Annotated in this window: 18 protein-coding genes; 16 read left to right on the top strand and 2 right to left on the bottom strand. The window is 60.3% G+C overall.

What is annotated here, in order from left to right:
• Positions 1 to 34: 34 nt before the first annotated feature.
• From C2L65_RS38630 to C2L65_RS38605, 6 genes are read left to right on the top strand one after another with little or no spacing between them, the layout of a single operon-like run.
• On the top strand, positions 35 to 1,552 hold the full coding sequence (locus C2L65_RS38630) for an amidase (RefSeq protein WP_042305444.1): 1,518 nt from the start codon (positions 35 to 37) through the stop codon (positions 1,550 to 1,552).
• A gap of 40 nt (positions 1,553 to 1,592) precedes the next feature.
• Positions 1,593 to 2,819: an urea ABC transporter substrate-binding protein gene (locus C2L65_RS38625; RefSeq protein WP_042305445.1), complete on the top strand. Its 1,227-nt coding sequence runs from the start codon at positions 1,593 to 1,595 to the stop codon at positions 2,817 to 2,819.
• A 34-nt stretch (positions 2,820 to 2,853) separates the two neighbouring features.
• On the top strand, positions 2,854 to 3,720 hold the full coding sequence (locus tag C2L65_RS38620) for a branched-chain amino acid ABC transporter permease (RefSeq protein ID WP_042305446.1): 867 nt from the start codon (positions 2,854 to 2,856) through the stop codon (positions 3,718 to 3,720).
• On the top strand, positions 3,720 to 4,841 hold the full coding sequence (locus C2L65_RS38615) for a branched-chain amino acid ABC transporter permease (protein ID WP_042305447.1): 1,122 nt from the start codon (positions 3,720 to 3,722) through the stop codon (positions 4,839 to 4,841). Before C2L65_RS38620 ends, C2L65_RS38615 begins: the two co-directional genes overlap by 1 nt.
• Positions 4,838 to 5,557: an ABC transporter ATP-binding protein gene (locus tag C2L65_RS38610; protein WP_042305448.1), complete on the top strand. Its 720-nt coding sequence runs from the start codon at positions 4,838 to 4,840 to the stop codon at positions 5,555 to 5,557. Before C2L65_RS38615 ends, C2L65_RS38610 begins: the two co-directional genes overlap by 4 nt.
• Before the next feature lie 11 nt (positions 5,558 to 5,568).
• On the top strand, positions 5,569 to 6,273 hold the full coding sequence (locus C2L65_RS38605) for an ABC transporter ATP-binding protein (RefSeq protein ID WP_042305449.1): 705 nt from the start codon (positions 5,569 to 5,571) through the stop codon (positions 6,271 to 6,273).
• On the opposite strand, the gene C2L65_RS38600 is transcribed toward C2L65_RS38605, so the two are convergent.
• Positions 6,270 to 7,016 (bottom strand): GntR family transcriptional regulator, encoded by a 747-nt coding sequence (locus C2L65_RS38600; RefSeq protein ID WP_042305491.1) that lies wholly within the window; start codon positions 7,014 to 7,016, stop codon positions 6,270 to 6,272. The two genes, C2L65_RS38605 and C2L65_RS38600, sit on opposite strands and share 4 nt — an antisense overlap.
• 56 nt (positions 7,017 to 7,072) lie before the next feature.
• Between C2L65_RS38600 and C2L65_RS38595 the strand changes: the two genes are divergently transcribed.
• The 4 genes from C2L65_RS38595 (at position 7,073) to C2L65_RS38580 (ending at position 12,682) form a co-directional block, all read left to right on the top strand.
• Positions 7,073 to 7,804 (top strand): enoyl-CoA hydratase/isomerase family protein, encoded by a 732-nt coding sequence (locus C2L65_RS38595; protein WP_042305450.1) that lies wholly within the window; start codon positions 7,073 to 7,075, stop codon positions 7,802 to 7,804.
• Positions 7,805 to 7,907: 103 nt separating this feature from the next.
• On the top strand, positions 7,908 to 9,308 hold the full coding sequence (locus C2L65_RS38590; protein WP_042305451.1) for an MFS transporter: 1,401 nt from the start codon (positions 7,908 to 7,910) through the stop codon (positions 9,306 to 9,308).
• 18 nt (positions 9,309 to 9,326) lie between these two features.
• Positions 9,327 to 10,838 (top strand): aldehyde dehydrogenase, encoded by a 1,512-nt coding sequence (locus tag C2L65_RS38585; protein WP_042305452.1) that lies wholly within the window; start codon positions 9,327 to 9,329, stop codon positions 10,836 to 10,838.
• 656 nt (positions 10,839 to 11,494) lie between these two features.
• Positions 11,495 to 12,682 (top strand): porin, encoded by a 1,188-nt coding sequence (locus C2L65_RS38580; RefSeq protein WP_042305453.1) that lies wholly within the window; start codon positions 11,495 to 11,497, stop codon positions 12,680 to 12,682.
• Between the two features lie 53 nt (positions 12,683 to 12,735).
• On the opposite strand, the gene C2L65_RS38575 is transcribed toward C2L65_RS38580, so the two are convergent.
• Entirely contained in the window at positions 12,736 to 13,776 is a 1,041-nt protein-coding gene (locus C2L65_RS38575) for a LacI family DNA-binding transcriptional regulator (protein WP_042305454.1), read from the bottom strand.
• Between the two features lie 380 nt (positions 13,777 to 14,156).
• Here C2L65_RS38575 and C2L65_RS38570 point away from each other — a divergent pair, with 380 nt between their 5' ends.
• From C2L65_RS38570 to chvE, 6 genes are all read left to right on the top strand, one after another.
• Positions 14,157 to 15,071, top strand: a complete 915-nt coding sequence (locus C2L65_RS38570) for a LysR family transcriptional regulator (protein WP_042305455.1) — start codon at positions 14,157 to 14,159, stop codon at positions 15,069 to 15,071.
• Positions 15,072 to 15,216: 145 nt separating this feature from the next.
• Complete coding sequence (locus C2L65_RS38565) at positions 15,217 to 16,140, top strand: intradiol ring-cleavage dioxygenase (protein ID WP_103254649.1); 924 nt, start codon at positions 15,217 to 15,219, stop codon at positions 16,138 to 16,140.
• Positions 16,141 to 16,223: 83 nt separating this feature from the next.
• A complete protein-coding gene (locus C2L65_RS38560) occupies positions 16,224 to 17,084 on the top strand; it encodes a sugar phosphate isomerase/epimerase family protein (protein WP_233446649.1) in 861 nt (286 codons plus the stop codon).
• A gap of 41 nt (positions 17,085 to 17,125) precedes the next feature.
• On the top strand, positions 17,126 to 18,118 hold the full coding sequence (gene iolG, locus C2L65_RS38555; protein WP_042305457.1) for an inositol 2-dehydrogenase: 993 nt from the start codon (positions 17,126 to 17,128) through the stop codon (positions 18,116 to 18,118).
• 24 nt (positions 18,119 to 18,142) lie between these two features.
• Positions 18,143 to 19,231 carry a Gfo/Idh/MocA family protein gene (locus C2L65_RS38550; protein WP_042305458.1) on the top strand — a complete coding sequence of 363 codons (1,089 nt, stop codon included), beginning with the start codon at positions 18,143 to 18,145 and terminating at the stop codon, positions 19,229 to 19,231.
• Positions 19,232 to 19,331: 100 nt separating this feature from the next.
• The gene (chvE, locus tag C2L65_RS38545; RefSeq protein ID WP_042305459.1) at positions 19,332 to 20,402 is read left to right on the top strand and encodes a multiple monosaccharide ABC transporter substrate-binding protein; all 1,071 of its coding nucleotides are present in this window, start codon (positions 19,332 to 19,334) and stop codon (positions 20,400 to 20,402) included.
• Positions 20,403 to 20,413: the final 11 nt, after the last annotated feature.

Below are 20,413 nucleotides of genomic sequence, written 5' to 3'. Positions count from 1 at the left end.
CAGTCCGTCACGAATCCGTTCGAGTGAGGAAGCCATGGCAGTGAAACGTCCCACGCCCGCCCAGCTTGACGAAGTCGCCATCAGTCTCGGCATCCATCTGTCCGAGGCACAGCTCGCTTCGTATCACACGTTGTTGCAGCCGAATTTCGACGCATACGATGTCATCGACGCGATGCCCGATTACGTCCCGCGCGTCACTTACCCACGTACGCCGGGCTATCGTCCTTCAGGCGAAGAGAACCGCTATGGCGCCTGGTACGTCAAGAGCGAAGTGAAGGGCGCGCCCACGGGCAAGCTTGCCGGCAAGACCGTCGCGCTGAAGGACAACGTATGCCTCGCGGGCGTGCCGATGATGAACGGCGCCTCGACACTCGAAGGCTATGTGCCCGATGTCGATGCAACCATCGTGACGCGTCTGCTCGATGCAGGCGCGACCATTGTCGGCAAGGCCACCTGTGAGTACTTCTGCTTCTCGGGCGGCTCGCATACGAGCGCGCCGGCGCCCGTGCATAACCCGCGAAAGATGGGCTATTCGGCGGGCGGCTCGTCGTCGGGAAGCGCGGCGCTGGTGGCTGCGGGCGAAGTCGATCTCGCTATCGGCGGCGATCAGGGCGGCTCTATCCGCATGCCTGCGTCGTATTGCGGGATCTACGGCATGAAGCCCACACATGGGCTGGTTCCTTATACGGGCGTCATGCCGATCGAATTGACGATCGACCACACGGGACCGATGACAGCCAACGTGACGGATAACGCGTTGATGCTCGAAGTGCTGGCCGGCCCCGATGGTCTCGATCCGCGCCAGTACGCGGGGCAGACCGCGAAACCCTATTCGGACCTGATGAAGGAAGGTGTGCGTGGACTGAGAATCGGAGTCGTGAAAGAGGGTTTCGGATGGCCGCAATCGCTCGCGGAGTCGGATGCCAAGGTGCGCGCCGCCGCCGATCATTTTGCGGAGCTCGGCGCGAAGGTTAGCGAGGTCTCGATTCCGATGCATCGCGTGGGCCCGTCGATATGGCTGCCGATCGCCGCCGAGGGCGCCACGCAGCAGATGATGAAGGACAACGGTCACGGCTTCAACTGGAAGGGCCTTTACGTCACGAGCATGGTGGACTATCACGCCGGCTGGCACGAGCGCGCGGACGAACTGTCGGAAACGCTGAAGATCACGATGGTGCTTGGCGAGTACTTTATTCGCCACTATCGCGGGCATTTCTATGCGAAGGCGCAGAACCTTTCACGCCAGCTCACGGCCGCATATGACGCCGCGTTCGCCGACTACGATCTGCTCCTGATGCCGACGCTCCCGCTCACGGCGACGCCGTTGCCCGAACCGGGCGCGAGCGTCGAGGAAGTCGTCACGCGTGCTTTCGAAATGTTGCCGAATACATGCCCGTTCGATTGCACGGGGCATCCCGCGATAAGCGTGCCGTGCGGCACGGTCGACGGCCTGCCGGTGGGCATGATGCTGATCGGCAAGCATTGGGACGAAGCGACCATTTATCGCGGCGCATACGCATTCGAACAGTCGATCGACTGGATGAAAGTTTGATCTTTGTGATCCTTCTCGCGTCTCTTTCCGGAACCCCTCTATGGACCGACGTGCGTTTCTGAAATCGTCTGCGGCATCGGTAGCCGCTGGAATGGCGGGCTCGTTTCCCTTCATCGCCGAAGCGGCCGACGAGATTCTCGTCGGCGGCATCACGGACCTGTCGGGCGGCCTCGATATCTACGGCAAGCCGATGGCGGACTGCCTCACCATTGCCGTCGAGGAGTGGAATGCGCAGGGCGGCCTGCTCGGCAAGCAGATCAAGCTGCTGAATTACGATCCGCAGTCGAGCATGCAGCTCTACACGCAGTTCGCGCAGCAATCGGCGTTGAAGGACAAGGTCGCGGTGGTGCATGGCGGCATCACGTCCGCTTCGCGCGAAGTCATGCGGCCCGTGCTGGACCGTTATCGCACGCTCTATTTTTACAACACGCAGTACGAAGGAGGCGTGTGCGACCGCAACACGTTCTGCACGGGCGTGACACCGGGCCAGACCGTTGCCAAGCTGATTCCGTACGCGATGAAGCAGTGGGGCAAGAAAGTGTATGTCGTTGCAGCCGACTACAACTATGGCCAGATCACCTCGCAATGGGTGAAGAAGTTCGTCCAGGACAACGGTGGATCGGTACAGTCAATCGACTTCTTCCCGCTCGACGTAACCAACTTCGGCTCGACCATATCGAAGATCGAAGCGGCGAAGCCCGACATGCTCGTGTCGGCGCTCGTCGGTGGCTCGCATATGTCGTTCTACCGGCAATGGGCCGCGGCGGGCTTGCACAAGAAGATTCCGCTGGCGTCGACGACCTTCGCGGGCGGCAACGAGCAGATCGTCCTCTCGCCTGAGGAGTGCGATGGCTTCCTCGTCTCGTACAACTACTTCGAGAACCTCGACAACCCGGTGAACAAGGCGTTCAAGGACCGCTTTCACAAACGTTTCGGCGCGAACTACCCGAACATCACCGAGCTGGCGATGGGCACGTATCAGGGCTTCAACCTCTGGGCGCAGGGCGTGAAGAAGGCAGGCACGCTCGATCGCGTGAAGGTGATCGAGGCGCTGGAATCGGGGATCAGCATCGACGCACCCAGCGGCAAGGTGTCGATCGATCCGGCGACGCATCACTGCGTGCTCAACGTGAGCATCGCGCAGGTGAAGAGTCACAAGCTCGACATCGTTCAGACGTTCCAGAACCAGCCTCCTGTCGATACCAGCGCGGTGTGCAATCTCATCAAGAATCCGCGCGACAACCAGCAATACGTGATCAAGCTTTGAGGCGCACGCCGCGCCTTCATGGAGAGGAGCTACGATGGATCTTGCCGCGATCGTTGTGATTCAGGTGCTCTATGCCATTGCGAGTCTCGTCGTGATCTCGTCGGGGCTTGCGGTCATCTTCGGCATGATGAAGGTGATCAATCTCGCGCACGGCGAATTCATGATGCTGGGCGCGTATGCGGCTATCGAGGCGATCCGCTTCGGCGTGAATCTGTGGCTTGCGATTCTCGTCGTTGCGCCGCTCGTGGTCGCGCTGATCGGCGTCGTGCTGGAACGGGTCTTCATCCGGCGCCTGTACGGCCGCATGATCGACACGATGCTGGCGACCTGGGGGCTGTCGCTGCTGCTGATCGGCATCGTCACCTCGATTGCGGGCAATACGACGGCGGGCATTTCCGCGCCGCTGGGCAACTTCGCTATCGGCGAATATTCGGTGAGCAGTTATACGCTCGTGATCATCGCAGTTGCCGTGGTGCTCGGCGTCGCGCTGCGGTGGGTGTTGCTGCATACGTCGCTAGGTCTGATTGCGCGCGGCACGATGCAGAATCCGCAGATGGCCGACGCGCTGGGCATCGCGCCCGGCCGCGTGTATTCGGCGACCTTCGCCATCGGCGCAGCGCTGTCGGGACTCGCGGGCGCGTTGCTCGCGCCGATGACGGGCGTCGTGCCGACCATGGGCGGCGCGTTTATCGCCAAGGCGTTCATCACGGTGATCGGGGGCGGGCCGGCGATCGTTGCGGGACTGGTCAGCTCGTCGATGCTGTTCGGCGCGATCAATCAGGTCGCCACGTTCGCGTCGACGCCCGTGCTCGGCGAGGTCGCGCTGCTCGTTGGCGCGATCGTGATGCTGCGGCTTCTGCCGCGCGGCATCACCGGCCGCTTTTTCAAGGGGGCATTGTGATGACGCCAGTCAACGCGAACTGCACGATTCCCGTTGCCGATGCACTCTCGCGTTTCTCCCGGTCGTGGAAGAGCGCGGCACTCGCGCTCGCGGTCGGCGCGATCATGCTGATCGTGCTTCCGCGCGTACTCGATGACTTCGCGCTCGTGCAGGCAACCGTCTACGCCGTCATGGCGATACTCGCGCTGAGTCTCGGCTTCGTGTGGGGCTTTGGCGGCATACTTTGCTTTGGCCAGTCGGCGTTCTTCGGTCTCGGCGCTTACACGTATGCGATCGCCGTCACCAATATGGGCGACAGCACGGTGCCGTTCATCCTGGCCATCGTGTTGCCTGCGGCCTTTGCGGCGGTACTCGGCTATCTGATCTTCTATGGGCGGCTCTCGGACGTGTACATGGGCGTGATCACGCTCACCGTCACGCTGATTCTCTTCAACCTCGTCAACTCGACGGCCGGACCGGAGTGGAAGATCGGCAATGCGGCGCTCGGTGGTTTCAACGGTATTCCCAACATCGCGCCGCTCAATACGCCTGGCAATATCGACGATGTGATCAGTCCGCGCGGACTGTTCGAGCTGTCGCTGGCGGCGCTGCTCGGCGTCTATTTTTTGCTGCGAGTGCTGCTCGCGTTCAAGATGGGGCGGGTAATCGTCGCGAGCAAGGAGAACGAACAGCGTCTGCTGCTGCTCGGCTACGACTCGCGCGTCTACAAGCTGTTGACCTTCGTGCTGGGCGCGGCCATCGCAGGGCTGTCGGGCTGCCTCTTCGCGAACTGGGGCGCGTTCACGAGTCCCACGGTGTTCGGCCTTGCGCAATCGGCGCAGATCATCATCTGGGTCATCGTGGGCGGGGTGGGCACGCTCGTCGGACCCGTGATCGGATGCGTGGCGATCCAGTGGCTCACGACGCAGATCGGCACGCAGCAAACTATCAATTCCAACCTCGTGCTCGGCGCCATTCTCGTCGTGTTCGTGCTGATGGTACCGAAGGGCATCGTGCCGAGTCTTGGCGAGCTTGGCATGAAGCTCTTCGCCGCCGCCCGGCGCACACGCCGTTCATCGGACGACGCACGCAACGTCGCACAGGACGACACACATAGCGCATCGCGCAAGGAAGCCGCATGACGCAGCCGCTGCTGGAAACACGCAAGCTCAATGTCCGTTTCGGTGGCGTTCATGCGACGCGCGACATCGACTTCACGCTCGCCGAGGCGGAGTTGCGCTGTGTGATCGGGCCGAACGGCGCGGGCAAGAGCACTTTCTTCAAGCTGCTCACGGGGCAGGTCAAACCGACGTCGGGCGAGATCCTGTTTCGCGGCAAGGACATCACCGGGATGCAACCGCATGAACCGGCGCGTCTGGGCATCGGCATCAAGACGCAGGTGCCGAGCCTCTTCAACGGCCTGTCGGTGTGGGACAACGTGTGGCTGGCGGCACGGCGGGTGAACACGCCCATGCAGACCGAGCGTGTGACGCGGGACGTGCTGGAGCGCGTTGGCCTGCTGTCGCATCGCGACGCGATCACCGGCTTGCTGGCCCATGGCGAGCGCCAGTGGGTCGAACTGGCTGTCGTGATCGCCGCCGACCCGCCGCTGATTCTGCTGGACGAACCCGCGGCGGGCATGAGCGATGCGGAAGTGGCGCGCACCGCGGACCTGATACTCGAGATCAACCGGCGCCATGCCCTCGTCGTGGTGGAGCACGACATGAGCTTCATCCGACGCATTGCAAAGAAGGTCACGGTGTTGCATCAAGGCGCGATCATTCGCGAGGACACGCCCGAGCGCATCATGAGCGATCCGTTCATCCAGCAAATCTATCTCGGCAAAAAGCCGCATTGACGGGAGGCGCGATGCTTGAGGCAAACGGCTTGTGTGCGGGCTATGGCGCCATTCCCGTGCTGTACGGCGTGACGCTGTCCGTCAAGAGCGGCGAAGCCGTCGGCATTCTCGGGCACAATGGCATGGGCAAGACGACCTTGCTGCGCACGCTGATTGGCGCGCTGCCCGCGACGGCGGGCACCATCCGCTTCAATCACGACGATGTGACCGCGCTTGCGCCGCACGCGCGCGCGAAGCGAGGCATGGCGTATGTCCCTCAGGGGCGCGAGATTTTCCCGACGCTGTCTGCCTACGACAACTTGCGGCTCGGCCTCGTGAAGACAGGACGTAAGCCCGAAGCGGCGATCGACGCGCTACTCGAAGATTTTCCGCGTCTTCGGCCTCTGCTGGACCGGGCCGGCGGGGCGCTCTCGGGTGGCGAACAGCAACTGCTCGCACTGGCGCGCGCGCTGGCGGGCGAGCCGTCGATGCTGCTGCTCGATGAACCCACGGAAGGCATCCAGCCTTCGATCATCGAGGAAATCGCCGAGACGCTCGTGTCGTTGCGGGAAAAGCGCGGCCTGACGATCGTGCTCGTCGAACAGAATCTCGACTTCATCGCCGCCGTATCGCAGCGGGTGCTGGTGATCCGGCGCGGACGTATCGGCGATGAAATTCCGCGCGAGCATCTGACCGACCTCGACAAGGTCAGCGAGTACACAGGGGTGCATGCCTAGGCGCTCTTCAGTACATCGAGCGCGGCTGCACACGCGCCTTGCAATTGCTCGCGCATCAGATCCTGAACGTCCGCCGTGCGGTTGACTATCGCATCGCGAATCCGCACCGCCTGCTCATACGATGCGCGCATCCGTCCGCCACGTGACATCGCGATACGCCGCAAGCGGCGCACAGGGCCGATCAGTGCGGCATGGTTCTGTTGCAGCGTGCGGTTGTCGGCGATCGTCATCACGATCGTATAGAAGCGATCCAGTGCATCGACATAGCTTGCGGGGTCGTCTGACTCGACGCTCGCCTGCATCGCGCTGATCACGTCATCCAGTTGCGCCGCGCCGAGCGCCGTGATGCGCTCCGACGCAAGCTGCACCGCGAGACATTCGAGCGCGGCGCGCACCGTATAAATCTCTTCGACGTCGCGCAGCGACACCGCGCGCACATACGCCCCCACACGCGGCAGGATCGTCACCAGCCCTTCGCGCTCCAGTTGCGCGAACGCTTCGCGCATCGGCGTGCGGCTGACATTCAGCTGTTTCGCGACCTGCACTTCCGATAGCCGGCTGCCCGGCGCAAGCACTCCCTCGACGATCGCCTCGCGCAACGCGGGCACGACTACGCCGTCGCTCAACGAATCGCCCGTGGTATCCAGCGTGCGCAACCGCGCGTGATAGCGCGTGGCGATCGACTCCAGAGTAGGCGCATGACGCACGGGCGCTTTTTTAGATGCTGTTTTTGCGGTAGGCATTGACACCTCGAAATTCTGTGAATACGCTGTATACAGATTATACATCAGGAGACGACATGGATCGTAGTCCATTGCAGGCCCCCGTTCTGATCGAACAGACGGGTGACACGCTCACCTTCACATTGAACCGGCCGGACGCCGGCAATGAAGTATCAGGCGCGATGTTTGACGCGATGTCGGCCGCGTTGCGTAGCGAGGCCGTCGAGCCCACGGCGCGCGTGTTGCGCCTCCGGGCGAATGGCGACGTGTTCTGCACGGGCCGCGAGCGGGCGGGGCGGGACGCCGTGTCGATACGCGCCGAAGTCGCGCGGCTGATCGAACTGAAGCGGCTGTTGCGCAACACGTCGTTGATTTCGATTGCGCAGGTGCAGGGCGATGCGCTCGGCTTCGGTTTCGGGCTCGCCATTCTGTGCGACTTCACGCTCGTCGCGTCGTCGGCGCGGCTCGGCTTTCCGGAGATGCGCTCTGGCCTGCCGCCCGCCGCGATCATGGCCTATCTCGGCCGCTATGCGTTGCCCAAGGCGGTGTTTCCGATGGTGCTGTTTGGCGACGCCATCACACCCGAACTTGCCGTGCAGGCGGGCCTCGTCACGCGCGTGTGCGAGCCAGCGAATCTGCATGCCGAAGCGGATGCGCTAGCCGAACGCATTCTCTCGCTCGACGAAGCGGGTGCTAGGCAGTGCAAGGCGTTTTTCCTCGCGGCACAGGAAAGCAGCGTCGAACACAACTTCCGCAGCGCAACCGATATGTTGACCGTCAATGCGTTGCGGCTGATGCAGAGCCGCTGAACACGGTAATGCATCTCTCACGCGATACAACACGACGTGCTACGGCGCGTGCGTCACTGAACGGGGACGTCACGCGACTTTGACACGTCGACAGGAGACAGACATGTACGTCAACGCAGGGCCAAGGCTCGACCGCTTGCCGATGTCGGGATTTCACCGGCGCATCATGTGGCTGATCGGCATTGGCATGTTTTTCGATGGTTTCGATATCTACGTGGCGTCGACGGTGCTCGGTGCGACGCTCAAGAGCGGCTTCTCCACGCTCGGACAGAATGCGCTGTTCGTGTCGCTGACTTTTCTCGGCATGATGCTCGGTTCGCTGGGAACCGGCTTTCTCGGCGACCGCTTCGGGCGCAGGTTCACCTATCAGGCGAACCTTGCGGTATTCGGACTGGCGTCGCTCGGTGCGGCGCTCGCGCCGAACATGGGTGTGCTGATCGCGTGCCGCTTCGTCATGGGACTCGGCCTCGGCGCGGAAAACGTGGTCGGTTACTCGACGCTGACCGAATTCGTGCCACCGCAAAAGCGCGGCAGGCTGCAGGGCCTGATGGCTGTCTTCGTGGTGTCGGGATTGCCTGTCGCGGGGCTGATCGGCTTGCTGCTGATTCCATCGTTCGGCTGGCGCGCGATGTTCGTGCTCGGTGGACTTGGCGCGCTCGGCGTCTGGTATGCGCGCAAGGCCTTGCCCGAGTCGCCGCGCTGGCTCGATTCCGTCGGACGGCACGACGAAGCCGACGCGATCCTGCGTCGCATTGAAGCCGAAGTGACGGCGGCGCGAGGTGGCGAGCCGCTGCCGGCTCCCGTTTCGATGAAAGCAGGCTCAACCGCGCCGCAAGTGCTCACGTTCGGTTCGCTTTTCAGCGGCGCGATGCTGCAGCGGATGATCGTCGGTTGCGTGACGCTGGTGGTCATCAACACGCTGCTGTACGGCTTCGTGACCTGGCTGCCGACGTTCTTCGTGCATCAGGGCTTCAGTATCGCGAAGTCGTTCGGCTTTGCGCTCGTGATGTCGCTCGGTGCGCCAATCGGCTCCGCAATCGGCGCGCTCACGGCGGATGCATGGGGCCGCAAGCCGACCATCATCGGCTCGTCGTTCGCGGCGATTCTGTTCGGCGCGATGTACCCGTTCATCACGAGCCCTGTGATTCTGCCTATCGTCGGGCTGCTGTTGACCATTCCCATCTACGTGCTGGTCGCGCTGCTGTTCGCCGTGTATGTGCCCGAACTTTTTCCGACCGAAGTGCGGCTGCGCGCGTCTGGCGTCTGCAACACGCTTGGGCGTGGCGCAACCATCGTGACGCCGTTCATCGTGGTGGCGCTGTTCGCGCAGCACGGTGTCGTCGGCGTGCTTGCCTTGATGATCGGCCTGCTCGCCGTGCAGATCGTGGTGGTCGCATGGCTCGGCGTCGAGCCGACGGGACAACGCCTCGAAGATCTTCAGCCGGAAGACACACTCGCGCGCGACGCGCTTCATGCCGACGCGCACGCTTCGCCTCTCAAGTGAACAAACAGGAATGACGCAATGGATACGACGAACACCCAGCACTACGACGCACAATTGTTGATCGACGGCGAATGGACGGATGCCGAGAAGAACCATACGCTTGATATTGTCAATCCCGCGACGGGCGAAGTGATCGGCGCACTGGCGGCTGCGTCGGCGAACGACGTCGACCGCGCGGTGCAGGCGGGGCACCGTGCCTTCGAAGGCGGCGCGTGGCGCGACATGCCGATCCAGCAACGCGCGCGCGTGCTGAACCGCTTTGCCGATCTGTTCGAAGCGGATCTCGAACAGTTCTACAAGCTGGAGACACTGAACAACGGTCGCCCGATCTCCGAAACGCGCGCGCAGATTTCGCGGTTGCCGCAGTTCTACCGGTACTTCGCCGCGCTCGCCCTCACGCGCCGCAGCGACGTGATTCCCATTGAAGGACCGTACCTGTGCTACACGCAGCGTGTGCCGCTCGGCGTGGTCGCGCTGATGACGTCGTTCAATCATCCGTTGATGATTCTTTCGAAGAGCCTTGCGCCCGCGCTTGCGACGGGCAATAGCGTGGTCATCAAGGCATCGGAGCAGACGCCGCTGACAACCGTCCGGCTCGTGAAGCTGTTGCAGGAAGCGGGCGTGCCCAGGGGCGTCGTCAACGTGGTGAACGGCGAAGGGCGCGAAGCGGGCGCGGCGCTGGCACGGCATCCGCTCATCCGCAAGGTCGTGTTCACGGGCGGCACGGAAGTGGGCCGCACGATCGGCGAGGCGGCGGCGCGCAATTTCGCGCTGACCACGCTGGAACTGGGTGGCAAGGGCGCGGTGATTCTGTTCGATGATTTCGACATCGAGCGCGCGGTGAACGGCGCGGCGTTCGCGGCCTTCATCGGTGCCGGGCAAACCTGCGTGTGCGGCGCGCGCATCCTCGTGCAGAAGTCGATGTACGCGGAGTTTCTCGAACGTTTCCGCCTGAAGGCGGTGGGCATTCGAGTCGGCGATCCTGCCGATGCCAAGACCCAGCTTGGGCCTGTAATTTCGGATCGTTCGAGGCAACGCATTCTGGCGATGCTCGAGCGCGCGAAGGAGGCGGGCGCGAAAGTGCTGACGGGTGGACGCGTGCCGCAAGGATTGACGTCGGGCTACTTTCTCGAGCCGACGGTGATCCATGACGCCAGCCCGCAATCGGAGATTGGCCAGGACGAGGTGTTTGGGCCCGTCACCGTCGTCATGCCGTTTGAAGACGAAGCCGATGCGATCCGTATCGCCAACGGCACGCAGTTCGGTCTTGCTGCTTCCATCTGGACGCAGGACGTAGCACGTGCGCATCGGGTTGCGGGCAAGCTCGAGTTCGGCATGGTGTGGGTGAACGATCATCACCGGCTTGATCCTGCATCGCCGTGGGGCGGGTTTAAGAACAGTGGCGTCGGACGCGAGACGGGCATTGAATCGTTCGATCAGTTCAGTGAGCCGCGCGCGGTGACGATCAACACCACTGGCAAGACTGTCGACTGGTATGCGGACGATGGTCAGTTGAAGCGGCTGAACTAGCGGGGAAGTGGGCGGCGTCCGTCCGCGCATCTTCACACGCTTGCGGAGCCGCTGTATGTCGAACCCCAACACGCCCGATACGGGCGTGTTGGGGTTTTGCGCCTGGCGCGCTGCTTTTTCGAGTATCTCCAGTGTTCTGGCGAAACACTCCTGGATTCCTGTCTACCGGTCACCTGCATGCCTCGCGACGCAAGCGCTTTCGCGATTCCCCGTCCCTTCTCTGACTGTAAGTCCGTGTGGAAACCCGGTTTCATCGATGCGAGCCGAGACCAAGGCACTCAACGCAAGAACGAGCGACCTTCCCACTGGCTGCGAAAGAGATTCCCTTTTCCGCTCTGTTTTGCAGAGTTCGGCAAATATACACTCGCTCCAACCTTGCACGAACTGAACCGCTAAGTTCCTGGTTCTGTCGTCACATCCAGATCGTTTCGGGAAGTCGCCATCTCCCTGTGGACTGTGTCGCGTCACGGTGACGCTTATACGGCCCATCTGTCGCAGGCATTTATCCGGGCCAGGCATCGGGCACGCCTTGAGGCTTGAGCGCGGACATGTTCTGCGTGCCCTCTTGCCAAGGAAAAGAGTGAGGACTCGTCGGCCGAGTCGAACGAACTACAAAATCAAAGATGTAAGGTAGGACTACTACTAATGGAGGAGAGATGAGAAAGATATTCTGTGGACTTGTCGCGCTAACAGCGACCGCATCGGTAAGCGCGCAGAGTAGCAACGTCACGCTGTACGGTATCGTTGACAACGGCCTTCAATACGAGACCGGACTCCCCAAAGGCCATGTGTTTGGTGCGCAGAGTGGAGGTTGGGCCCAGTCCCGCTTCGGCCTTAAGGGAGCGGAAGACCTTGGCGGCGGTACTCAGGCGATTTTCCAGCTCGAGTCGCGCCTGAATACGCAAAACGGCACATTTGCAAACGGCAGCTTCTTCGAGGGTCAAGCGACAGTAGGGCTGCGTAATGAGACCTGGGGCCAGGTGAAGGCCGGCAACATGGGCTCAGCTGAAATCAGCCAGTATTCGGGGGATGTCGACCCGCAGGAGACAAAGAAGTACGCGATCGGGACGCTGGTGCGGGGCCGGATTTTTTCTCAGGCGGCCAACGGCATCGAATATCTGTCGCCGAAAATTGCTGGCTTTACGCTGCAAGGTCAGTATGACCTGACAAACTCTACGAAGTGGAACGCCGGCAACCCAGGTAGTGCGCCGGGTCAACTGGGCACGTCGAGCGGTCTAGGCAGCGCGCAGGGGCGTTCTGATGGCATCAAATTGTCGTATCAGGCGGCCGGTCTTTACTGGCAGGCGACGTATGACGAGGTTCGCGATCCGAATGGACAGTTCAGCAATGTCTATCTTGCCTCCCGGTCGATTCTCACAGGTGCCACCTATGCAATCGGTCCTGTTCTGCTCGTACTCGGTTACCAGCATCTGAGTGCGCCCGACGCATCCAATGCAGGGTATTTCGGCACGGCGGCCGCCCCCGGACTTCCTGCCGGTACAACGTTGCCGACCAGCGTGAATCATGAATGGCTTGGCGCAATCTGGCAGACGACATCAGCACTCGCGGTGACAGGTGCCGTGTATCACGCGAACGCCAATCATGGCAACGGTAACGGGACGCTGTACACCTTAGGTGCAAACTATTCGCTGTCCAAGCGAACGCTCCTTTACAGCGAACTAGCCTACCTCCATAACAGTTCGACCTCGAATCTCGGTTTGGACAGTGGGCTCTATGGCCCGAACAGCAATAACGACCCGATCAATGGCAGTCCGACCAGTACCAATCCGAACTACGGGAAAAGCCAGTTCGGCGTAATTACCGGCATTGCAACGCGGTTCTGACAGCGCAGAAAGGGTTCGGGCGGCACTCGTCGCTCAAACCCATTTGCTGGGCATCAACGAAATCGGCTCGCAATGTGTTCTGGAATATTCTCAGGCGTTACGACGACCACTGATGATGATGGCGATACAGCCGACGCCGGCAAGAGTTTATGAAAATGCATGACGTGCTGGCATGCCGAGCGCATGTCCTGTCGAAGCTCGTGATGCAAGATCGCCTGGATCTTGCCTTCTCGGAGAAGTCGAACGTTATCCCTGTCGAGGTCATGTCCGATAAAGCGAACGGGCGACTGCTGTCTCGCTTCGATAGCTCTGAGAATGGCGACGTTGCCGCCTCCCATGGAATAGACCGCGTCGATTTTCTTGTGTGTGGCGATGACATTGAGAACCCGCTCTTCAGTGAGCGAGTCGAGGCCATGACCACCGCTGGCATCGATCAACGTGAGCTGCGGTTGACGCGCCCTCAACGCGCGCCGGAAGCTTATTTCACGTTCTTCTTCGCCGCGGAAGCGCTCGTCGCTCATCGTTATCAAAACGTTCCCCGGCTGGGGAGCCAGCCATTGGGTAATGAGGTATGCAGCGGTGGCCCCGGCGACACGATTGTCCAGTCCGGCATAGGCAATGCGCCCTGACAATGGGACGTCCGTGAAGGTCGTGATGACAGGAATACCGCTCCGTTGCAACTCGCCTATCGCTTCTGCGATTTCGGGAACGTCGCGTGCCTTCAAAAACACGCCATGGCTGCCTCGTCGTCCAATCGACTGAAGCGTCTCCAGGACTTCATCTGTTGTCATCGTCTCGCGCAAGTGGAATCGCGGTCGAAAGACGGCAGGGTGTAGCACCGGCAGTTCGGCTTCGAGCGCGCTTCTTATCTCGTCGGCAAATCGCGCAGGCGCTTCTACGACTACATCAACAATCAGCTTTCGCCCGGTGGTCGCGAGTTGCAGTTCCTGCTTCTCGAGTTCCCTGATGGCCTGCTCAACGCGCTTGCGGGTGTGTTCACGAACGTGGGCACGATCATTTAGCACCCGGTCGACAGTGGCAACACCGAGCCCCGCCTGAAGTGCGATCTCCTTGATAAGGAAGCGATGAGCCATATGGCACCTCAGAATTGATGGATTATTGATGGATAAATGATACTCCAGACTCGTCCTCAACGACTATGCTTGAGGCGCAATGGAGAGAGACGCGAACACTGGGACAGGAAAGCCCTTTACACGGATGTTACAGGCGCATTCGCCCGTCCATCATGGGTTATCGGCCAGCATATGTGCAGTGGTCGAAAAATTTCTAAGCCTCGCACACGATCGTCCATCCAGGGTAATCCCTCTTATTGATGGATTGTTGATAGATGTCTCTTCTCGCATTGCTGAAAAGACGGTCTTCTATTCGCCGGTGGCGAGGACGTTCTGAAATGTGCTGATCGACAAGACCCGCCTTGCCGATATCGAGCAAATGACCTGGATGGTGTACCCGGATGGACCAGTTCAAGGAATTACAGCTGTTCGTTGAAGTTGCTGAAACGGGAAGTATCAGCCGGGCTGCGGAAGTCACGGACCTATCTATCTCCGCGGCGAGCCGCTACCTGATCTCGCTGGAGAGTCGACTCGGCGTGCAGTTGGTGCGCAGGACAACACGAAACCTCTATCTCACCGACGCTGGCGCTGAGTTTCATCGGCGTTGCAAATCCATACTGGCGGACCTCGGTGAAGCTGAGTCGGTAATCAAGGAAGCAACCGTACGGCCAAGTGGCGTACTTCGCGTGACAGCATCGCTTTCGTTTTGCATGTTGCACATTGCTCCGATGCTTCCGGAATTCACTGCGCGCTACCCGGAAATCACAGTCGATGTAATCGCAGCCAATCGCTACTACGACATCATCGAGAATGGCATTGACGTTGCCGTTCGCACGAAGGTCTTCGAAGCCGACAGCAACATCACAATACGGCGGCTTGCTTCGACGCGGCGAATATTGGCTGCAGCTCCCTCATACATCGAAGCTAATGGCTTACCACGGTTTCCGGCAGAGTTGGGAAGGCACAGATTGTTGAACTATGGGCTCGCCGACAATCCGCGAGAGCTTACCTTTCAGCGATGTGGCGAGTCGGTCGTCGTCAAGGTCAAGCCGCTACTTGAATCCAATGACGGCCAGATACTTAGAGTTGCCGCGTTGGACGGCATGGGCATTCTCGTGCAGCCCAAGTACATCGTATTTGACGACCTGAAAGCCGGCCGCCTCATACCCGTGTTGAACGACTGGGACCTCCCCAGACTCACGATGAACATTGCTTTCCAGACCCGCACGCATATGCCCGTGAAGGTCCGTCTGTTCATCGACGCGCTCGTGGAGCGTTTCCAGCAGAACGAATATGAGCGGCATTGGACGGCGTAATCCGGTGAGCGACCACAATGGAACTCCGCCTAGGTTCAGTTTCCCACCAACCGCGAAAGAGATTCCCTTTTCAGCTCTGTTTTGCCGGGTTCGACGAATATAGACTCGGTTCCAGGTTGTACGAAAACATTGACGGAGACACCCCATGCAGCAGCCAGCCTCATCGATCTTGCAGTCGGACTCGCCTTATTTCGACGAAGCTCACTCAGCAGACGTGGTGAATGCCCGTATGAGTGAGCATATCGATGCGCGACTGCGGCAGGTCATGACAGTTCTGGTCAGGCATCTGCATGCCGCGGTCAAGGAAATTGAGCCGACGCACGAAGAGTGGTTGGCTGCTATCCGCTTCCTGACGGAGACAGGTCACATGTGTACCGACTGGCGGCAAGAATACATCTTGCTCTCGGACGTTCTCGGCGTCTCGATGCTGGTCGATGCTATCAATCATCGTCGTCCCAGCGGTGCTACGCCGAATACGATTCTGGGTCCGTTCTACATTGCCAACGCACCCGAATATCCGAACGGCGCGAACATCTGTCTGGATGGTAAGGGCGAACCCATGATTGTCGAAGGTCGGGTAACCGATATCGAGGGAAACCCGATTCCGAACGCGAAGCTCGAAGTGTGGCAGACGAACGACGACGGCTTCTATGATGTGCAGCAGAAAGGCATTCAGCCGGATTCGAATCTGCGCGGCGTTTTTGCGTCGGATGCTGAAGGGCGTTACTGGTTCAAGTCCGTCAAGCCCCGTCATTATCCGATTCCCTCGGACGGTCCTGTTGGGAAACTCCTCGGCGCAATGGGTCGGCACCCGAATCGTGCCGCTCACCTTCACTTCATCGTGACCGCGTCAGGCTTTGACCCGGTCATCACTCACATCTTCACGCCCGACTGCCCATATCTTTCCGAAGACGCAGTGTTCGGTGTCAAGCGTGAACTCATCGCCGAATTCAAGAAGATCGACGACCCGGAAGCGGGTGAACGCGTCGGGTTCTCATCGCCGTTCTGGACTGTGTCGTGGGATTTCACGCTTGCGACGTCCGGCAAGCACACGCGGGCAATTCCTTAGTCGTTTGGCATGCAGTGTGTGCCTTCGAAAAACCGATGACATAGAGAGACACAGGAGTACTACATATGAACGCGAAGAAAGAATTGCTGGCTGCGTACTGGACCCTCGCCGGCGACGTTTATCCGTGTGCATCGAGCGAAATTAGCCCGTTCCCGCTTCGTGAGCGCTGCGAAGCGGCAATGCGTGCGGGCTGGAGCGGCATCGGTCTCATCCTCGATGACCTCGAGTACAGCATCGAGAAATACGGGCTGTCGGGCGTCAAGAACATTCTCGACGACACAGGCATGAAGTACTTCGAGCTCGAAATTCTCATGGACTGGTACTTCGACGGCGAGGCGCGTGCCAAGTCGGACGATTGCCGTCGCCGTTTCATCGAACTCGGTGGAGAACTGGGCATGCGCAATCTGAAAGTCGGCGCGAGCCCATTCGACAAAAATCCTGCCGACTTCGCCCGCATGACCGACGAATTCGCAAAACTTTGCCAGGACGTGGCGACCGTTGATGCCACGGTAGCAATCGAATTCATGCCTTTCTCTCCGATCCGGAACATCGCGGAAGCGCTGATCGTTGCGGAAGGCGCCAACCAGCCCAATGGTGGCCTGATGGTCGACCACTGGCACGTAGCTCGCGGTGGCAGCCCTTATAGCGAGGTCGCTCGAATCCCGGCGCGCTTCATCAAGGGCGTGGAGATGGACGACGTTGGCGCGCAGGTCAAGGGTTCGCTGTTCGACGACTCGACGTTTAACCGCCAGCTTTGCGGCGAAGGCGCAGGCGACTGTCCCGCCTTTGTCGATGCGCTGGAGCAGGCAGGCTGCACGCTCCCGTACTACGGCGTGGAACTCATCTCCGAGGTACACCGGAAATTCCCGCTCGACGAGATGGCAAAGCGCGCTTTTGATTCCACCATCGCGCAGTTCTCGGCAAAAAGTACGACTGCCGCCTGAAGCGCTTGACCTTAACCGACAAAGTATCTTTGGAGACTCACATGATTCGAATCGCCGTACTCGGTGCCGGCCGCATTGGTCGCATTCACGCTGGCAACGTCGCCGCTAGTCCGAATGCACAACTGGTCGTGGTGGCAGACCCGGTTGAAAGTGCAGCAAAATCGTTGGCTACCCGTCTGGGCTGCGAAGCCTCGACGGACCCCGCGGGCGTGCTCGAACGCAAAGATATCGATGCGGTCGTCGTCGGCACGCCGACGGACACGCACATCACGTTCATGCTTGAAGCCGTCAGGCGCGGCAAGGCTGTTCTGTGTGAGAAGCCCATCGACCTCGACATGGAAAAGTCGCTTGCCGCGGCAAATGAGGTCGAGCGCCAGGGTGGCCGCGTCATGCTCGCTTTCAATCGACGTTTCGACCCGACGTCGCAAGCATTCCGCAACGCGATTGACGCGGGTGATGTTGGCGAAGTGCGCCAGGTCATCATTTCGAGCCGCGACCCGGGCATGCCTCCGCGTGACTATGTCGAGCACTCGGGCGGCATCTTCCGCGACATGGTGATCCACGACCTGGATATGGCGCGCTGGTTGCTCGGCGAAGAGCCCGTCGAGGTAATGGCGATGGCCAGCCGCCTCATCGACGAGTCGCTCGAAAAGCTGACCGACTTCGATACGGTGATGGTGCAGCTACGGACCGCGTCGGGCAAGCAATGCCATATCAACTGCTGTCGCGAAGCCGTGTACGGCTACGACCAGCGCATGGAAGTCTCGGGTTCGAAGGGAATGCTCCTTCAAGAGAATCTTCGACCGTCGACGATTCGGCGCTGGTCCAAGGAAGCGACCGACGTTCGCGAGCCGCTGCTCAACTTCTTCCTCGAGCGCTACGAGGCTGCGTACAAGGCGGAGCTCGAAGCCTTCGTCGATGCGCTGAACACGAATTCGCCGCTGCCGACATCCGTGCAGGACGGTCTGAAGGCGTTGCGCCTGGCGGATGCGGCACTCGAGTCCGCGCTGTCGGGCAAAGCCGTCAAGGTGTAACCAGGAATCCGGAGGAGATAAGTCATGACCCGAAAGATTGGTCCCAACGAAACGCTCGGCGTGGCATGTCTTGGCATCACTCACCCGCACACGTCCGGGCGAGTCAAGGCTATCCAGCGTCGTACCGACGCGAAGATGCTCGGTGCGTGGGATACGAGCCCGCTGCTGACGCCGTTCGTCGACGCGCTCGGTCTCGAAGCTCGTTCGAAGGAAGACATCCTGGCAGACGAGAACGTTCATGTCGTGCTCGTCCACTCCAAGAGCGAGAAGATGGCCGACCTGACCATCGAGGCGCTCGAAGCCGGCAAGGCTGTATTGTGTGAAAAGCCGGCAGGCCGCAGTTCGGCCGACGCAAAACGTATCGTTGACTCTGTGGAGCGCACGGGCGGCCTCGTCCAGGTCGGCTACTGCTGGCGCTTCGCGCCTTCCGTCGACGCCATGCAGACCGCGCTCAAAAGTGGCCGTCTCGGCAAAGTCGTGCAGGTGCGCGCACACGGTGGGTGCTCGCATGATGAGGCGGGTACCCCGCACATGACTCAACCCGGCGATATCGGTGGTGCGGTTTTCGTTATTGGCTGTCACCTGATCGACCGCATTCTTTTGCACTTCGGTGTACCGCGTTCGGTGAATGCCCGCATCACGAAGTTCCCTAACTTCCACGGCGACGAATCTCGCGAAGACGCGGCGGGCGCGGTGCTGAACTACGAAGACAAGATTGTCAGCGTCGACTTCATGTCCTGGGACGTTTTGCCGTGGACCGAAAGCTGGGACATCACCGCCTACGGGACGGAAGGCATCATGTCTTCCCGCTCGCTGCCCGCGAGCTACAAGATTTATGACGCGGGCAAGGGCGACCATCCGGAGGGCTGGACCGAGTGGCAAGAGACCAGCTTCCCGGAAATCTGGGCGACTAAAAAGACGGAATATTCACCCGATATCGCTGAAATCGGCAATCCGGTGTACTTCGACCGCGAGTCGATTGCGTTCTTCGATGCATTGCGCAACGGCACGCCGTCGGTTGTGCCCGCCACGCAGGCATACAACATCAGTCGTGTCATCGAGGCCATGTTCGCTTCTTCGAAAGAGGCGGGTGCCGAGGTCTTGATCGGCTAACAGGTAAACAGGCTGATGCCCGCGCGGCATCAGCCAGGTATTATCCCGCGCTTCATAAGCCGGAAATGTAAATACGGATTCCTAAATAGGAGACAGCATCATGAAGATTTTGAAGAGTGTCGCGGTCATTCTGGCTGCATCGGCAGCTTTTGCAGCAACCTCCGGTACTGCTTTCGCTCAAGCGAAAGGCGTGGTTGGAATCTCGCTGCCGGACAAAACCGAATCCCGCTGGATTACCGACGGGAAAAGCATGGTCGACGCACTGAAGGCGAAAGGCTACTCGGCCGACCTGCAGTATGCAAACTACGACGTTCCGACCCAGGTCAACCAGGTCGAGAACATGCTCGCGAAGGGTGTCAAGGCGCTCGTCATTGCGCCTATCGACGGCAAGACCTTTTCGGACGCGCTGGCGCTTGCCCAGAAGAAGGGTATCAAGGTCATCTCATACGACCGCCTGATTAGCCAGACCAAGGACGTCGACTACTACGCCACTTTCGACAACTACGGCGTCGGCGTTCTGCAAGCGCAGAGCATCGTCAGCGCCTGGCAGAAGGCCGGCAGCAAGACCCCGTTCAACATCGAAGTGTTCGGCGGGTCCAGCGACGACAACAATGCCCATATGGTCTACGCGGGCGGCATGTCGGTCCTGAAGCCGTATATCGACAGCGGCAAGTTTGTGATTCGGAGCAAACAGATGGCCTTCGAAAAAGTCGCCACACGTAACTGGGATGGCGCGACCGCTCAGGCCCGGATGGACAATTTGCTGAGCGCATTTTATGGCAAGGACCATCTCGATGCGGTCTGGGCGCCGAATGACGCGCTGGCCATTGGCATTATCTCGTCGCTCAAAGGCGTGGGATACGGTTCGGGGCAACAGGCAATGCCCATCATCACGGGACAGGACGCGGACGTTCAGAACGTCAAGAACATCGTTCGCGGTGAGCAGACGTCGACGGTGTTCAAGGACACGCGCAAGCTGGCCGGCGTCGCAGCGGACATGGTCGACAACGCATTGAGCGGCAAGCAGGTGCCCATCAACGACACGAAGAGCTACAACAACGGTGCGAAGGTTGTTCCGACCTACCTCGTGAAGCCGATCCTGGTCGATAAGGCTAACTACCAGTCGGAATTGGTCACCAGCGGCTACTACACGCAGGCCCAACTCAAGTAATGCATCGGAAC

Source organism: Paraburkholderia terrae (assembly GCF_002902925.1).
In the GTDB taxonomy this organism is placed as follows: Bacteria; Pseudomonadota; Gammaproteobacteria; order Burkholderiales; family Burkholderiaceae; genus Paraburkholderia; species Paraburkholderia terrae.
The sequence above is the reverse complement of the archived record's forward strand: the minus strand, read 5'-3'. Positions and strand labels throughout refer to the sequence as shown.

What these genes read in the sequence shown, in the direction of transcription:
- C2L65_RS38630 (WP_042305444.1), top strand. Translation starts at nt 35, where the DNA reads ATGGCAGTGAAACGTCCCACGCCCGCCCAGCTTGACGAAGTCGCCATC.
- C2L65_RS38625 (WP_042305445.1), top strand. Translation starts at nt 1,593, where the DNA reads ATGGACCGACGTGCGTTTCTGAAATCGTCTGCGGCATCGGTAGCCGCT.
- C2L65_RS38620 (WP_042305446.1), top strand. Translation starts at nt 2,854, where the DNA reads ATGGATCTTGCCGCGATCGTTGTGATTCAGGTGCTCTATGCCATTGCG.
- C2L65_RS38615 (WP_042305447.1), top strand. Translation starts at nt 3,720, where the DNA reads ATGACGCCAGTCAACGCGAACTGCACGATTCCCGTTGCCGATGCACTC.
- C2L65_RS38610 (WP_042305448.1), top strand. Translation starts at nt 4,838, where the DNA reads ATGACGCAGCCGCTGCTGGAAACACGCAAGCTCAATGTCCGTTTCGGT.
- C2L65_RS38605 (WP_042305449.1), top strand. Translation starts at nt 5,569, where the DNA reads ATGCTTGAGGCAAACGGCTTGTGTGCGGGCTATGGCGCCATTCCCGTG.
- C2L65_RS38600 (WP_042305491.1), bottom strand. Translation starts at nt 7,016, where the DNA reads ATGCCTACCGCAAAAACAGCATCTAAAAAAGCGCCCGTGCGTCATGCG.
- C2L65_RS38595 (WP_042305450.1), top strand. Translation starts at nt 7,073, where the DNA reads ATGGATCGTAGTCCATTGCAGGCCCCCGTTCTGATCGAACAGACGGGT.
- C2L65_RS38590 (WP_042305451.1), top strand. Translation starts at nt 7,908, where the DNA reads ATGTACGTCAACGCAGGGCCAAGGCTCGACCGCTTGCCGATGTCGGGA.
- C2L65_RS38585 (WP_042305452.1), top strand. Translation starts at nt 9,327, where the DNA reads ATGGATACGACGAACACCCAGCACTACGACGCACAATTGTTGATCGAC.
- C2L65_RS38580 (WP_042305453.1), top strand. Translation starts at nt 11,495, where the DNA reads ATGAGAAAGATATTCTGTGGACTTGTCGCGCTAACAGCGACCGCATCG.
- C2L65_RS38575 (WP_042305454.1), bottom strand. Translation starts at nt 13,776, where the DNA reads ATGGCTCATCGCTTCCTTATCAAGGAGATCGCACTTCAGGCGGGGCTC.
- C2L65_RS38570 (WP_042305455.1), top strand. Translation starts at nt 14,157, where the DNA reads ATGGACCAGTTCAAGGAATTACAGCTGTTCGTTGAAGTTGCTGAAACG.
- C2L65_RS38565 (WP_103254649.1), top strand. Translation starts at nt 15,217, where the DNA reads ATGCAGCAGCCAGCCTCATCGATCTTGCAGTCGGACTCGCCTTATTTC.
- iolG (WP_042305457.1), top strand. Translation starts at nt 17,126, where the DNA reads ATGATTCGAATCGCCGTACTCGGTGCCGGCCGCATTGGTCGCATTCAC.
- C2L65_RS38550 (WP_042305458.1), top strand. Translation starts at nt 18,143, where the DNA reads ATGACCCGAAAGATTGGTCCCAACGAAACGCTCGGCGTGGCATGTCTT.
- chvE (WP_042305459.1), top strand. Translation starts at nt 19,332, where the DNA reads ATGAAGATTTTGAAGAGTGTCGCGGTCATTCTGGCTGCATCGGCAGCT.